This is a genomic window from Rhodococcus sp. O3 (assembly GCF_048897285.1).
GTDB lineage: Bacteria > Actinomycetota > Actinomycetes > Mycobacteriales > Mycobacteriaceae > Rhodococcus.
In genome coordinates this window covers 14,337-28,487 of sequence record NZ_JBMBTE010000039.1, presented here as the reverse complement: position 1 = coordinate 28,487, position 14,151 = coordinate 14,337, and the positions used below count along the sequence as shown (strand labels likewise).

Annotated in this window: 15 protein-coding genes and 1 tRNA gene; 9 read left to right on the top strand and 7 right to left on the bottom strand. The window is 68.7% G+C overall.

Annotated features, from left to right (window positions below; translation table 11 throughout):
* Nucleotides 1-4: 4 nt before the first annotated feature.
* The 6 genes from ACN675_RS13425 to mddA all read left to right on the top strand — a co-directional run bounded on the left by ACN675_RS13425 (nucleotide 5) and on the right by mddA (nucleotide 4,484).
* A complete protein-coding gene (locus ACN675_RS13425; protein WP_420751310.1) occupies nucleotides 5-697 on the top strand; it encodes a LuxR C-terminal-related transcriptional regulator in 693 nt (230 codons plus the stop codon).
* Nucleotides 698-821: 124 nt separating this feature from the next.
* Nucleotides 822-1,088 carry a LuxR C-terminal-related transcriptional regulator gene (locus ACN675_RS13420; RefSeq protein WP_420751309.1) on the top strand — a complete coding sequence of 89 codons (267 nt, stop codon included), beginning with the start codon at nucleotides 822-824 and terminating at the stop codon, nucleotides 1,086-1,088.
* Nucleotides 1,085-2,278: a sensor histidine kinase gene (locus tag ACN675_RS13415; RefSeq protein WP_420751308.1), complete on the top strand. Its 1,194-nt coding sequence runs from the start codon at nucleotides 1,085-1,087 to the stop codon at nucleotides 2,276-2,278. The genes ACN675_RS13420 and ACN675_RS13415 overlap by 4 nt, the downstream gene beginning before the upstream one ends.
* Nucleotides 2,275-3,303 carry a hypothetical protein gene (locus ACN675_RS13410; RefSeq protein ID WP_420751307.1) on the top strand — a complete coding sequence of 343 codons (1,029 nt, stop codon included), beginning with the start codon at nucleotides 2,275-2,277 and terminating at the stop codon, nucleotides 3,301-3,303. Before ACN675_RS13415 ends, ACN675_RS13410 begins: the two co-directional genes overlap by 4 nt.
* Nucleotides 3,300-3,629, top strand: a complete 330-nt coding sequence (locus ACN675_RS13405; RefSeq protein ID WP_420751306.1) for a YnfA family protein — start codon at nucleotides 3,300-3,302, stop codon at nucleotides 3,627-3,629. The genes ACN675_RS13410 and ACN675_RS13405 overlap by 4 nt, the downstream gene beginning before the upstream one ends.
* A 72-nt stretch (nucleotides 3,630-3,701) precedes the next feature.
* Nucleotides 3,702-4,484 carry a methanethiol S-methyltransferase gene (mddA, locus tag ACN675_RS13400; RefSeq protein ID WP_420751305.1) on the top strand — a complete coding sequence of 261 codons (783 nt, stop codon included), beginning with the start codon at nucleotides 3,702-3,704 and terminating at the stop codon, nucleotides 4,482-4,484.
* Nucleotides 4,485-4,532: 48 nt separating this feature from the next.
* Here mddA and ACN675_RS13395 read toward each other — a convergent pair whose 3' ends face one another.
* The 3 genes from ACN675_RS13395 to ACN675_RS13385 all read right to left on the bottom strand — a co-directional run bounded on the left by ACN675_RS13395 (nucleotide 4,533) and on the right by ACN675_RS13385 (nucleotide 6,007).
* Nucleotides 4,533-4,991: a hypothetical protein gene (locus ACN675_RS13395; RefSeq protein WP_420751304.1), complete on the bottom strand. Its 459-nt coding sequence runs from the start codon at nucleotides 4,989-4,991 to the stop codon at nucleotides 4,533-4,535.
* Nucleotides 4,992-5,092: 101 nt separating this feature from the next.
* A complete protein-coding gene (locus ACN675_RS13390) occupies nucleotides 5,093-5,911 on the bottom strand; it encodes an amidohydrolase family protein (RefSeq protein ID WP_420751303.1) in 819 nt (272 codons plus the stop codon).
* A gap of 23 nt (nucleotides 5,912-5,934) precedes the next feature.
* A tRNA-Arg gene (locus ACN675_RS13385) sits at nucleotides 5,935-6,007 on the bottom strand.
* 258 nt (nucleotides 6,008-6,265) lie between these two features.
* On the opposite strand from ACN675_RS13385, the gene ACN675_RS13380 reads away from it, so the two are divergent.
* A complete protein-coding gene (locus ACN675_RS13380; RefSeq protein ID WP_420751302.1) occupies nucleotides 6,266-7,087 on the top strand; it encodes a M23 family metallopeptidase in 822 nt (273 codons plus the stop codon).
* 68 nt (nucleotides 7,088-7,155) lie between these two features.
* Nucleotides 7,156-8,667: a glutamate-cysteine ligase family protein gene (locus ACN675_RS13375; RefSeq protein ID WP_420751301.1), complete on the top strand. Its 1,512-nt coding sequence runs from the start codon at nucleotides 7,156-7,158 to the stop codon at nucleotides 8,665-8,667.
* On the opposite strand, the gene ACN675_RS13370 is transcribed toward ACN675_RS13375, so the two are convergent.
* Nucleotides 8,664-9,278 carry a TetR/AcrR family transcriptional regulator gene (locus ACN675_RS13370; RefSeq protein ID WP_420751300.1) on the bottom strand — a complete coding sequence of 205 codons (615 nt, stop codon included), beginning with the start codon at nucleotides 9,276-9,278 and terminating at the stop codon, nucleotides 8,664-8,666. The genes ACN675_RS13375 and ACN675_RS13370 overlap by 4 nt on opposite strands.
* Before the next feature lie 119 nt (nucleotides 9,279-9,397).
* Between ACN675_RS13370 and ACN675_RS13365 the strand changes: the two genes are divergently transcribed.
* Nucleotides 9,398-9,895, top strand: a complete 498-nt coding sequence (locus ACN675_RS13365) for a hypothetical protein (protein WP_420751299.1) — start codon at nucleotides 9,398-9,400, stop codon at nucleotides 9,893-9,895.
* A 64-nt stretch (nucleotides 9,896-9,959) separates the two neighbouring features.
* Here ACN675_RS13365 and ACN675_RS13360 read toward each other — a convergent pair whose 3' ends face one another.
* From ACN675_RS13360 to ACN675_RS13350, 3 genes are all read right to left on the bottom strand, one after another.
* Nucleotides 9,960-12,212, bottom strand: a complete 2,253-nt coding sequence (locus ACN675_RS13360; RefSeq protein ID WP_420751298.1) for a M28 family peptidase — start codon at nucleotides 12,210-12,212, stop codon at nucleotides 9,960-9,962.
* A gap of 73 nt (nucleotides 12,213-12,285) precedes the next feature.
* Nucleotides 12,286-13,509, bottom strand: a complete 1,224-nt coding sequence (locus ACN675_RS13355; RefSeq protein ID WP_420751297.1) for a globin domain-containing protein — start codon at nucleotides 13,507-13,509, stop codon at nucleotides 12,286-12,288.
* A gap of 54 nt (nucleotides 13,510-13,563) precedes the next feature.
* Complete coding sequence (locus tag ACN675_RS13350) at nucleotides 13,564-14,004, bottom strand: RrF2 family transcriptional regulator (RefSeq protein ID WP_420751296.1); 441 nt, start codon at nucleotides 14,002-14,004, stop codon at nucleotides 13,564-13,566.
* Between the last annotated feature and the right edge of the window lie 147 nt (nucleotides 14,005-14,151).

Here is a 14,151-nt window from a genome sequence, read left to right as displayed (position 1 = left end):
GAAGTTGGCCGAGGATTCCGGGACGTCCGTCCGCGCGATCGGTGTCGTCGAGGACCACGAGTCGGTGGTGCTGGGTCTGGGCGCGATGCTCGCTGCCGAACCGGACCTGGAGCTGGCGTGTGCCGCACCGACCGTGCAGGAGCTGCTCGCCCGCAACGTCCGTCTGGATCTCGCGATCCTCGATCTCCGGCTCGAGGACGGATCGTCACCGAAGAGCAATGTCGAGCAGCTTCGGGCCGCGGGCATCGAGACGCTGATCTTCACCGGCGCGGAGAATCCGTACCTGGTGCGGTCCGCCGCGCGCGCGGGTGTTCTCGGGGTGGTGCGGAAATCCGCGCCTGCGGCCGTGGTGGTCGAGGCGATCCGGACGGCGGCGTCGGGTGGGCAGGTCGTGAGCACGGACTGGGCCGCGGCCATCGACGGGGACCCCGACCTGGGAGACGTCGGCCTGAGCCCCCGCCAGCTGGAGGTTCTCGAACTGTATGCGTCGGGGGAGAAGCTCGATCGGGTGGCTCGGCTGACCGGGCTCGCGCCGCAGACGGTCAACGACTATCTGCAGCGCATCCGGCAGAAATACGCGGAGGCGGGCCGGCCCGCGCCGACGAAGACGGACCTGTACAAGCGCGCGGTCGAGGACGGACTGCTGCCGATTCCGGAACGTCCGCGGACGGCGAGCGAAGGTCGCGGCGTCTACTGAGCAGCATTTTGTAAGCAAAGGTAACGATGCCCCCGGTTTGTTGGGCAGAGGAGTATCCGTCTCGGCACGCGTGCGCAGTTTGCGTAGTTTCGCAGCAGATCGCTCGACAACGGAGGACCTGCCCATGACCAGCATGCTCGAACGCCCTCTGAACCAGGAGAGTGTCAAGCCGACGCTGTCGGCACGGGAAGTGGAGATCCTGCGCGAATGGTTGATGAGCGACTCGAAGTCGAAGGCGGCGGAACGGCTGTTCGTCGCCCCCACGACGGTGAGCACCCACATCGCCCGCATCCGGGACAAATACGCCCTGGTCGGCAGGGCGGCCCCGACGAAGGCCATGCTCCTCGCCCGGGCCTTGCAGGACGGATTGATCGACATCGACGAGCTGTGAACCGGCGCGTCCGGTTCGACGAGGGTGGTTCCGCAGCCGACCGGTTCCTCCGGGTCTTCGTCCGCTTCGTGGTCCTCGGCTACCTGTTCTACCTGGTGCCCGTCGCCGGCTACATGCCCACCGCCGCCGCCGTGACCGCTGCGTGGTGGACGCCGCTCGCCGTGACCGCGATCGTCGGTTCCGCGCTGGCGATGGGAGCGGCGACGTTCCATCCGGACGTGCGCTGCATTCGCCGCACCGCGGCCGCCAACGCGTGGCTCTTCGTCGCGGTGACCGTGCTGTGGTGGCCGGCCTGGAACGGCGGACCCATCGCCGGCGACGACTACCTGTGGCTCACCCTCGTTCCCGGGCTGCCCGCGCTGGCCGCGGTCGCGGCATGGCGAACCTGGCGTCCGTTCGCGTATCTCGCCGTCGTCGAAGTGCTGGTGCACGCCACCGACCGGATCGTGCGCGACATTCCGGTCGGAGAACATGCGCCGCCGTCCTTCGCATTCATCGCGACGTATTCGATGATGTTCGTCGGGGCCGCCACGGTGGGACTCGCGGCCGGCCGGACGCTCGATGCGACGGTCGCGACCACGCACGCCACCGCGTCCGCTGCGGCCGCGGCCGAGGCGAAGTCCGCGGAACGGACGCGGTTCGCCGCGCTCGTCCACGACCGGGTCATGTCGACGTTGCTGTCCGCGGGACGTCAGGAGACGGACGAACGCGTGGTCGGGCAGGCCCGGCGCGCGATCGCCGAACTCGACGATCTCCGCGTCAACACCGGCGACGACCCGGGATCCGACGTCGACGCGGTCGTCGCCCGGCTGCGTTCCGTCGCAACCGAAGTCGACGAGAACGTCGGGTTCGTGGTGAACATCGCTCCCGACTCCGCGAACACGCTGTACCCGCGCGACGTGGTCACGGCCGTCGCGGCCGCGCTCGCCGAGGCGCTCCGCAACAGCGTCCGCCACGCGGGCACGGCGGCGACGCGTACGGTCACCGTCGACGTCGCTGCCGGAGCCCTCGGCGTGACCGCGGTCGACGACGGCATCGGGTTCGATCCGGCGCGGGTCGGAGGCCACCGGCTCGGCATCGCCGTCTCCATCGGCGCGCGCATGCGGGCGCTCGACGGCGGCGACGCGACGGTCGAGTCGGCGCCTCGGCAGGGCACGATCGTCACACTCACCTGGCAGGAGCCGAGATGACCGGACCCGTCCCCGATATCCGGGATCTGCTCGGCATGCGCACCCCGGCCGCCTGGGCGCTGGTCGCCATGTATGCCCTCACGTGCGTCCTCCACGCCGTCTACGCTGCGCCCGACGTCGGGTCGGTCTGGCCGCTGATACCTGCGGCGGGCGTGTGCATCGCCGCCGGAATTGCGCTCGTGGCGGTCCCGGGCGACCCGATGCCGCTGGGTCCGTCGATCGCGTTGGCCGCGAGCGGCGTGGTGTCCTGCGGATTCGTGCTGCTGGCCGACCCGCTGCCGATGGCCGATCTCTCGCCGTTGTGGACGCTCGGCGTGTCGAAGATCGTCTTCTCGTTCATGTGCGTGCGGGGACGGGTCGCGCTCGCCTGGCTGGGCTATGCCCTGATGTTCGCGACCGCGATCGTGGGTTCCGGGGAGCTCGGGAAGGTCGGGTTCGCGGTCGTGGCGATCAACGCCGCCCCCGTGCTCATGGGCACCGTCTTCGCGTACTCGATCCGCCCGGTCGTCCGATCGATCTACGAACTGCGGGAACAGTCCACCCGGCGGATCGCGGCGGAGGCCGCAGCGTCGGCGATGATCGAGGAACGCGACGCGCAACTCGACCGGCTCGACGAACTCGCCCGCCCGCTTCTCGAACGCATCGCGTCCGGATCGGAACTCGACGACGCCGAACGCCTCGAATGCCTGGTGCTCGAAGCGCGGCTCCGCGACAGCGTGCGGGCGCCCATGCTGCAGAACCCCGCCCTCGTCGAGGAGGTTGCGGCCGCGCGCCGCCGCGGTGTGGACGTCGTGCTGCTCGACGACCACGGCATGGACGACGCCGAACCCGCTGTGCGGGATCGGGTTCAGGCGGCGATCGCCGACGAGCTCGCAGCCGTGACGGACGGTTCCGTCACCGTCCGGGTGCTGCCTCCCGGCCGGGCGACGATGGTGTCCGTGCTGGTGAGCGGAGAATCGGTGCGGCGTGCGGAATTCGGGCCCGACGGCAACCGGCGGGACCGGCCCGTAGGGTCTTCCGCGTGACCGTCACCAAATCGCTCGTCCTGTTCGCTCTCGCTGCTCTGTTCGAGATCGGCGGTGCCTGGCTGGTGTGGCAGGGCGTGCGGGAACACCGCGGCTGGATCTGGATCGGCGCCGGAGTCATCGCGCTCGGCACCTACGGATTCGTCGCAACACTGCAGCCCGACGCCAACTTCGGCCGGATCCTCGCGGCCTACGGCGGGGTGTTCGTCGCCGGTTCGCTGCTGTGGGGCGTGGTGATGGACGGGTTCCGCCCCGACCGATGGGACATCGCGGGTGCCCTGGTGTGCCTGATCGGCGTCGGACTGATTATGTACAGCCCACGCTGAAACGGCAGGGTGGCCGAATCCTCCACCCCGGGTACCTATCCGGTGGGTGCGCCGGTGCAGAGACTCGAGCACATGACAACTCACACCACCTCACGCCTGTCCCGCACCCTCATGACCGGATACGGCATGCTCGCCTACGGCGCGTTCCTCGTCGTATTCCTCTACGCCATCGGATGGGTCGAAGGACTCGTCGTACCCCGCACGATCGACGAGGGGCCCGCCGCACCCACGGCGGTCGCGGTGGTCATCGACCTCGCGCTGCTGTCGATCTTCGCGGTGCAGCATTCGGTGATGGCCCGGCCCTGGTTCAAACGCCGGTGGACCCGCATCGTTCCACCACCGATCGAACGCGCGACCTACGTCCTGTTCGCAACCGCCGCACTGGCACTGGTGATGTGGCAGTGGCGCCCACTGCCGCAGCACGTGTGGGACGTCGAGACGATGTGGCTGCGCGTCGTCCTCTACGCCGTCTCGCTCGGCGGGTTCGCACTGGTCCTGACGTCGACGTTCGCGATCGACCACTTCGACCTGTTCGGTGTCCGTCAGGTGATCCGCAATCAGCTCGGAATGCCCGCTGCCACCGCGGAATTCCTCACGCCGCGCCTGTACCGGATCGTGCGGCACCCGCTGTACGCAGGCTTCCTGATCGCGTTCTGGGTGGCGCCCACGATGTCCGTCGGCGGACTCATGTTCGCCGCGGTCACGACCGTCTACGTCCTCGTCGCCGTGCAGCTCGAGGAACACGACCTCATCGGCACCTTCGGGGACAGGTACCGCACCTACCGGACTCAGGTGCCGATGCTCGTGCCGCGCCGGCGCCGCGTGTCACCGGTGCGTGAACTCAGCCGTTCCTGAACTCAGCCGTTCCTGAACTCAGCCGTTCCTGAACTCGGGACTGCGAACTCAGGGAACGAAGACCATCCCGGTCGCGGGCGTCGAGTTGCAGACCGGTCCGCTGCCCAGGCCGACCGAACCGAACACGGTGGTCAGCACGTTGCCCGAGCCGGTCTTCGCCACACCCGACAGGTTCGGGTAGGCACCGGTCAGGTCGGTGATCCCGGCCTGGCCGGTGTCGCGGTTCAGCCAGGCGACCGTGACCTGGCCGGCGGCGGGGACCGGTCCCAGAGCGGGTGCGCTCGTGAACAGCACCTCGCCGGCGCCGATGGGCGGGGACGCTTCGGGACCGGCCTGCGCGGTGATGGCCGAGAACGACGCGAGGCTGCCCTGGTTGAGGCAACCGATGGTGACGGCGGTCCCCAGTCCCTGAGGCGGGGCCGCTGCCGCGACGCCGGTGAAGAGTGCGGCCGCCGCAACCGGCGCCGCAACGGCAAGGAATCGACGGGTCATTCGCAGGGCGCTCATGCTGCTGCTTCCTCGAAAGGGGATGTCACGTCCGGGCGTCCACCACTGCGCTCCCCGAAGCGCACGCGGCGCGTCCCGCGTACCGTTTGACTCGATCGAGTTTATCGACCGGTTTCGGTCTCGGGGCTGTTTCGGTGATCTTGGCGCCGTCGATCGAGGCGATAGAACTCCCTCGCGTTGCCGGACAGGGCCGCGGCGCCGAGCTCGGCCCCGAGGGCGTCGACGACGAGTTCGACGTCCTCGTCGCGGAACGGGCGGGGCGCTCGCGTCGACGGCAGATCCGTGCCGAACATCAGCGCCGACGGATTCGCCGCGGCGACGGCCCGCAACGCGGACGGGACGTCGAAGTCGACCCGTCCGAACCCGCTCGCCTTGACCCGGACCCCGCGCTCGGCGAGTTTCAGCAGGTGGGGGAGTCCTTCCGCGGACAGCCCGAGATGATCGATGCTCACCGCGGGCAGCCGCTCGATCGTCGCCGCGAGTCCGGGCAGGTCCCGGGCGTCGACATACAGTTCGGCGTGCCACCCGGCGACCTCGTGGACGCGGCGTGCCAATGCGTCGAGGTCGGTGATCGACGCGGATCCACCCCGGCGGACGTTGAACCGGACCGCGCGGACTCCGGCCGCATCGAGCCGGACGATCTCGTCGTCGGTCACCGAGGCCGGAAGCTGTGTCACCCCGACGAAGCCCGGACCGAGCACCTGCAATGCGTCGAGCAGGTAACTCTGGTCGAAACCCTGGAACGATCCCGACACGACGGCGCCGCCGGTCACGCCGAGCGCGGCGACGCGCCTCCGATAGTCGGTGGCGGTGAACGTGGGCGGCAGGTAGCCGTCGTTCTCGATCAGCGGGAAGCGCGGATCGATGATGTGCAGGTGGGCGTCGAACACCGGGAAGCCGGACACGGGGTTGTCGGTCACACGGCAACGGTAGTGCGGTGGAGTGCCCCCGGCAGGATTCGAACCTGCGACACCGGCTTTAGGAGAGCCGTGCTCTATCCCCTGAGCTACGAGGGCGTGCACAGGAGACGGGCGGGCCGATTCGCTGCGCGGATGTGAGTGTAGCGGTCGGGGAGCAGGGGTTGTGACGCGGTCGATCCGTGCGCTCGCACCGGCCGGGGAAGAGTTCCCGAAACCGACGCGTCGGTCCGATTCCCGATACTCGAGATAAAGGAAACGTAACGGTGGCGCTCGGCGATATCGTTTTGTTACCTTGATTCGGCCAGGAACGGCCGGAACCTCCGGACGGAAGCGGACGAAGACGAGGTAACAACTGTGGGACGGCACCAGCGCGGACGTGACGAGGTCGCAGCATTCGAGTTCGACCTGCCCGGCACCGCCGCTGAGCGAGGCCGTCACCGCGTGGAGCCCACCGGTCCCTCGGTTCCGGTGAAGGCCGCGACCGTCGCCGCCGCGACCGGCGCCTTCTTCGCCGTCGGTGCTCAGCTCACCGCGGGTACCGCCGCTGCCGCCCCGGCCCCGGCGCACACCGGTTCGCTGCCGTTCGAGGTTCCCGAGGGCCTGCTGCCCGCCGGATTCGAGATTCCCGCGGTCCCGGGTGTCACCACCCCCGTGGTCGACGACCACGGCCACGCGCACGGCCCCGAACTTCCCGCCCCGCTCGCAGACCTCGTCGACCAGTTCGGCGACGCCGGGCAGTGGCTGAACGACCTGAACCCGATCAAGCCGTCGACGGTGCAGCCGGTGTCGGGCACCCTGACCTCCGACTTCGGTCAGCGCTGGGGCTCGCACCACGGCGGCATCGACATCGCCGCCCCGATCGGCACCCCGATCAAGTCCGCCTCCGACGGCACGGTCCTCGACGCCGGCCCGGCCTCCGGCTATGGCCAGTGGGTGCGCGTGCTCAACGACGACGGCAGCACCGCCGTCTACGGCCACGTCGACACCTACCAGGTCGCCGCGGGCCAGCGCGTGAGCGCCGGCGACCAGATCGCCACCGTCGGCAACCGCGGCTGGTCCACCGGACCGCACCTCCACTTCGAGGTGTGGGATCAGGACGGCAACAAGACCGATCCCAACGCGTGGCTGAACACCCGCGGTGTCGTCGCCGACTGGAGCAGCTACCGCGCCGTGTAACCCGATCCGGGGATAGTATCCGGGAATAGGCCGGACGTTCGTCGGCTACCGGATCGAACGGGGACGTCATGGGCACCGAGATCAGGATGCGATCCTTCACGCGTGACGACCGGCGTCAGTTCCGCCGCAAGGTACAAGCCTGCGTGTCGGTGCTCGATCGCATGTTGCGCGACGATGCCTTCATCGACGTGCACGAGCCACCGGAACCGCAGCTCGGCATGGAGATCGAGTTCAATCTCGTGCGCGACGACATGGCGCCGGCGATGTCGAACCTCGAGGTCCTCGAAGCGATCGACGACGCGTCCGTTTTCCAGACCGAACTCGGGCAGTTCAACGTCGAGATGAACGTCGAACCCGGTCGGTTGACCGGCGACGCCACCATCGAACTCGAAGAAAAGCTCCGGCAGTCGCTGCGTCGCGCCGACGAGCGAATGCACCGGCAGAACGCGCAACTCGTCATGGTCGGGATGTTGCCGACGCTCGAACTCCAGCATCTCGGCCGGGAATGGATCACGGCGAACCCTCGCTACGAGGCGCTCAACGAACAGATCTTCGCGGCGCGCGGCGAGGACATCGAACTCGACCTCGACGGGGTGCCCCTGCCGGGCACCGACGTCGTCGAACAACTACGGGCGGACACCAACTCGGTGGTGCCGGAGGCGGCGTGTACCTCGCTGCAGCTCCACCTGAGGGTCGCGCCGGAGGAGTTCGCCGCGCACTGGAACGCCGCGCAGTGCCTCGCGGGCGTGCAGGTCGCCCTGGCTGCGAATTCGCCTTTCCTGGCGGGGAAGGCGCTGTGGCACGAGAGCCGGATTCCGCTGTTCGCCCAGGCGACCGATACCCGCACGCTGGAACTCAAGAACCAGGGAGTGCGTCCGCGCGTGTGGTTCGGGGAACGGTGGATCGACTCGGTGATCGATCTGTTCCAGGAGAATTCCCGGTACTTTCCGGCGCTGTTGCCCGAGGTGTCCGAGGCCGACCCGGAGGCGGACCTGGCGGCGGGCCGTGTCCCGGAACTGCGTGAGTTGCAGATGCACAACGGCACCATCTACCGGTGGAACCGTCCGGTCTACGACATCGCGGACGGTCATCCGCACCTGCGCATCGAGAACCGCGTGCTGCCTGCGGGGCCCACGGTCCTCGACATGATGGCCAACGCCGCGTTCTACTACGGCGCGCTGCGGGCACTCGTCGACGCCGAACTCCCGATCTGGCATCGCATGAGTTTCGATGCGGCACAAGGGAATCTGGGCATCGCTGCAAAGTACGGATTGGACGCGCGGTTGTACTGGCCCGGTCTGGGCTGGGTCGGCGCGGACGAACTGGTGTTGCGTCGGCTGCTGCCCTTGGCGCACGCGGGGCTCGAGGCGTTCGGGCTGTCGTCGCGGGCGCAGGACCGCTACCTCGGGATCATCGAACAGCGCAGTCTGAGCCGTCGGACGGGGGCGGCGTGGCAGCGTGCGCAGGTCGCCCGCCGGGAGGCGGCCGGGGCGGATCGCCGAACCGCGCTCACCGAGATGATGCGCGACTACGTGCGCAACATGGCCGGAGGCCGGCCCGTGCACGAGTGGGAAGCCTAGCGTGGCAACGGGTTCCGGCGCAGGCCCGAGAACATATGCAGGATAACCGCTTCCATTTCGCGTGACGTCGATTCGGTTTCCTCGGTGCCGGCCAGCGACTTCGCGGCGCCGCACAGGAGGTCGAAGACCAGTCGCGTAGTGATCTCGATCGGCAGCGGCTTCAGTTCACCGGCGTTGTCCAGCTCGACGAGCAGTGCCTCGATCGTCGGGATCACGAACTCGTTGTCGAGTGCGCAGGTGCGTTCCTCGCCGAGGACCCCGACGACCTGCCGCAGCAGGGCGCGTGCGTCCCTGTCCTCGGCATACACCTTCAGGTAGGCGCGCAGGGCCCGCTCCACGCGTTCCCACGGGTCCGTCACGTCGGCGATCGCGTTCACGACGGTCGTCAGGCCCTCCGCGAGCGAATCCCGGACCAGCTGCGCGAAGATCGTCTGTTTGTCCGAGAAGTGGTGGTAGACAGCGCCTTTGCTGACATTCGCAAGCTTGGCGATGTCCTCGACCGACGTGCTGGCGAACCCGCGGTCGACGAAGAGGGAACGCGCTGCTTCCAGCACCGCGTCCCTGGTGAGGGCGGCGTACATCTCGCGGCGACCGGACTTGACAACGTTCACAGTACGCGACGATACTCTCCGACCATAGGTATTTGACCGACTCGGAGTATGTGAACCGATGCGAGTTTGTGAACTCCGGTCGGCCCAGCACCAGGAATGTTGTGCACGAGGAGGTCGTGATGAGCTGGGACGAGTACCACCGCAAGACTGCAGTCATCGACGCCGTCCTGGACCGGGCGGCCGAGACGGGGCAGACCACCCTGCCGTACGTCGACGTGCCGGAGGCGTCGAATGTGTTCGCGTCCGAGTCGGACCTGGTTTCGGCGCTCGAGGCGAAATGGTCCGTCCTCTACCGGGGATTTCTCGAGCAAGAGGCGTTCGCCGGGGAAAGTACCGGAGCGAGCCCCGAAGAGATCGCCCGATCCGCGTGGGAGCGCGTCGACGACGCGGAGCCCGCTCTACGGCGCCTGATCGACCACAACTCGCCCCGCGGCGGCCCGACGCTCACCCGCGCCGCCGAAGATGTGCGGCTCGAGGCATCGGGAGGCGATGGAGGGCCGGCGCAGCGGTGGAGTGCCAACGTCGGAGGAGTAGCGGGGCCCAGCGGCGTCGGAGCCGAGGTCGGAGCGCTGCTCATTCTGCTCATGTTCGCGTTCGTTCTGTGGTCCCTCTATTGAATGCGGCTTCGCCGCCCGTGTGCCTTTGTGGCGGCTCCCACCGCCACAAAGGCACACCGGCGCGTCAGCGCACCACGGTGCGGGTGACGGCGACGATGGGCCCGACGACGACCTTTCCGTCGGGCGGGGTGTACCCGGGAACGACCGCGAGATCACCGGACAGGTCGGCGACTCGGACCTCGACTTCGTATGCGGGGCCGGTGGTTTCGAGATCCAGACGCACCTCGAGGCCGTCCGGGTTCTCGGTGGTGTAGAGGAACCCGAAGTCGGCACCCGGCTCGACGGCCGCGCCGTCGACGATCGCCTCCCGCACCGTCGCGCCCTCGACCCACAGGCCCAGGGTGGAAGCGCCGCGCGGGGAGGACAAACGCAACTGCAGCACGCGGCCACCGTCGATCTGCGCATCGTCGAGAACGTCGACCCGGGGCGGCTCGAGCGGAGCGATCGGTGCGGGACCGTGAGCCAGCGAAGTTCCCGGGCGCCAAGGGAAATAGTCGGGCAGCGGCGTGGGGGACTCGGTGAGCAGTTCGGCGCTCCAGTCGGAGCGCGGTCGATCCGGTGACGCCCACACCGCCTCACCGCGATCGGCGTCGAGCGAGTAGAACACCTCCTCCTGCCGCGGTGCGGTCGCGCCGGCACGGTTGGTGTAGCCGCCGAGCAGCGTGCACCCGACGACCGCGAACACGGTGAGTACCGCGATCGGGACGGCGCCCTCGTCCGGCAGGAGCGGGCCCGTCAGCGGCAGCAGGAGCGCGAACAGCACCGCGACGAACGCGCCGGCGAGCGGCGCTCCGAACGTCAGGCCGGCGTCGAACGAGGCGAGCACCGCCGGGACGGTGATGAGGGCGGCCGGTAGCAGCCCGGCGACCACCGCGACGGTCCGCCACCACGTCCGCCGCTGCGGAATCGCCTCGGCGACGAGCACCCCGAGCACGGCGGGGAGTGCGGGTAGCACCAGTGTGCTCGCGACCCCCATGAACGGCAGGGCCGCGAGCGCCAGGAGGGTGACGACCACCAGCGCACCGACCGCGAATGCCGGAGCACCGAATCGTCGGCGCACCGCCACGTACGCGGTGATGAGCACACCGACCGCGGCGACGACCGCGGCGAGTTGATAGAAGCCGGGCCGGTAGGGCTCGCTGATCGGGACGGAACCCAGACCGGGGACGACCCGCTGCGACAGCCACCAGGGCAGGAACGCAGCGCCTCCCGCCGCGACCGCGGCGACCAGCGCCACCCCGGTCGCCCCGCCGATCCGTCCGGCGGACGCGTCGCGGCGGCGGATCCGGACCACCGCCAGCACCGCGACCGCGACGGCGAGCACGAGGGTCAGCGCCACCTCCATCCACCGCGGGTAGTACAGCAGGCCCCACGGTGTGGTGGCGACGATGTCGGTGCCCGCGTCGAGCGCGGTCAGATCGGTCGCGCCGAGGGTGCGCGCGGTCGCGAGGGCGACGTCGCCCATCTGCTGCAGCGACGACCGGCTCAGGCGATCGGGTGTGTCGAGCGGCGTGTGGTAGTAGGCGCTGCCCCCGGCGATGGCGGTGTCGTAACCGTGGAGGCCCGCCTCGTCGAATCGGCGGAAGTCGGTGTCGTTGGGCAATGCCTCGAACGCCGTCTGCGTGAACGAGTCGGCCAGTGCGTCCGGTGCCTGCGCCAGGATGCGGACCAGGTCCGCGTTGGGGGAGGAGATCCGGAATGTCAGCGGCATCCCGGCATTACCCCGCGCCTCGTGGTTGAGCACCACCATCGGGCCCGGGAACGGGGGCGGCTGCGCCGTGAACAGCTGGGCGCCCAGCAGGCCCCGTTCCTCACCGTCGGTGACCAGAACCACGACGTTGTTGCGGGGCCGCTCGCCGTCGGTCAGGGCACGGGCCGTCTCGAGGACGGTGCCGATCCCGATGCCGTCGTCGGAGGCTCCGGGAGAGGCGGTCACGGTGTCGTAGTGCGCGGCCAGCACGACGGTTCCGGTGGGATCCGTGCCGGGCAGCGTCGCGACGACGTTGCTCAGCCGGGCGCCGCGCCGGGTGTGCGAATCGGTCGGTGAAAACCAGCCGGCGCCCTCCTGCACGCTGGTGTCCCAACCGAGGTCGTCGAGGACGCGCACCAGGTAGTCGCGCGTCGCGGTGTGGCCGGGGGACGCGAGCGGTCGCGGTTCGGCGGCGACGACGTCGATGTGGTCGGCGGCGCGCGCCGCGCTGAACCGGTCGGGTGGAGCGTCGGTGCCGAGCGGAGCGGCGGGATCGGGGACGACCGTGGCGGCGACCCCGACGAGGAGAACGACGAGCAGGCCCAGCACGTTCGGCAGGCGATCCATGCTGGGAGCGTAGCGGAGGAACAGCCGTACCCCCGGGCACTGGACCGGGGGTACGGCTGTAGCGGGAGGAGCGTCAGGAAGCGGGCGACCAGCTGTCCGGACCGAAGACCTCGTAGTGGATGTTCTCGGCCGGGATGTTGCGTTCGATCAGGGCCTCGCGCATCGACAGCATGAACGGCAGCGGACCGCACAGGTAGGCCTGGGTGTCGGGATCGAGCGGCAGGTCGCTCAGCTCGGCCCGACCGAGGCGGACGGTCGCGAGCGGCTGACGGGCACCGAGATCCTCGTACCAGCGGTGCACCTCGGCTCCGGGGATGCGTTCGACGAGCGTCGCCAGCTCCTGACGGTGCGCGTGGTTCGCGACGGACCGGTCTGCGTGCAGCACCGAGATCCGGCGGGCGTCACCGGTTTCCGCGAGATGCGAGAGCATACCGATCATCGGGGTGCAGCCGATGCCGGCCGACGCGAGGAACAGCGGTGCGTCGTTCTCGGTGAGGACCAGGTCGCCGAAGGGCGTGGTCACCTGAAGCTCGTCTCCCTCGAAGACGTTCTCGAACAGGTAGTTCGAGACCTCGCCGGCGGGGACGACGGTGCCGTCCTCGGTGGGCTGGGCGAGCACACGCTTGACGGTGATGCGCCAGTCCCCCTGCGACGGCGCGCTCGACAAGCTGTACTGGCGGATCTGGCGGGCACCGTCGGGAAGCTTGACGCCGACCGAAAGGTACTGTCCGGCACGGAAACCCGGAAGGGGAGCGCCGTCGAGCGAAGTGAGGACGAAGGAGACGGTGTCCGCGGACTGGTAGACGCGTTCGGCGACGCGCACGGTGCGCCACACGTCACCGGGAGCCACACCGGCGGACTTGTAGAGGTCGTCCTCCATCTTGATCAGGGTGTTGGCCATCAGCCAGTACACCTCGTCCCACGCCGCAGCTACCTCGGGAGTGACTGCTTCGCCGAGGATTTCGACGATCGCCTCGAAGAGGTGCTTGTGCACGATCCAGTACTCCTCGGGCTTGATGCCGAGCGACGCGTGCTTGTGGGCGATGCGGGACAGGACCGTCTCGACGCGGGCCGGATCGGGATCGAGCTGGAGGGTCGCGAACGCCGCGATGGAGCCGGCCAGTGCCTTCTGCTGCTCACCCTGCTTCTGGTTGCCGCGGTTGAACAGGTCGCGCTCGAGTTCGGGATGTGCGGCGAACATCTTCTTGTAGAACAAGGGGGTGATGTCACCGATGGCGGCACCCACGGCGGGCAGCGTCGCCTGGATCACTTCCTTGGATTCGGGTGAGAGCGGCATCGTAGGGCTCCGTTCTTGATGGTTCCGGGGAACGCGGTCGTACTTAGGGGCTGTTCAGACGGCAGGACGGGTGAGCTGCAGCAGTACAGGATTCTGTTGTGCTGTAGCAAGATCCGCGATTGTGACGGAGTCGAGTGCGGCGTAGAACGCTTCCTGCGCGTCGCGCAACGCCTTGCGAAGGCTGCAACCGGACCGTAGCGGGCACGGTTTCCCTCCCTCGCAGTCGACGACTTCGCCGTCGCCTTCGAGTTGCCGAGCCAGCCATCCGATGGAGGCGGACCGGCCGAGTTCGGTGATCGTCAGGCCGCCGCCGCGGCCGCGACGAGCGGTGACGACACCGAGCTCACTCAGGCGGGCAACCACCTTGGTGGTGTGTGCGTAGGACAGGTTCAGTTGCTCGGCAACATGTTTCGTGCTGGGCAGGCTGTCCTCTGCGGTGGCTGCCAGATGCATGACAACTCGCAGTCCGAGATCGGTGAACTGGGTGAGTTGCATGGACACAGACTAGATAATTTGCATCCGATATGACAATTTAATGTGACCCGGATCGCACAATCCATGTTTCCGCCGTATTCATCGTGCCGATCCGCTAGCGCTGCCGCCAGAGAAGTCCGGGCCCGATTCCGGCAGGACCAAAGTCCG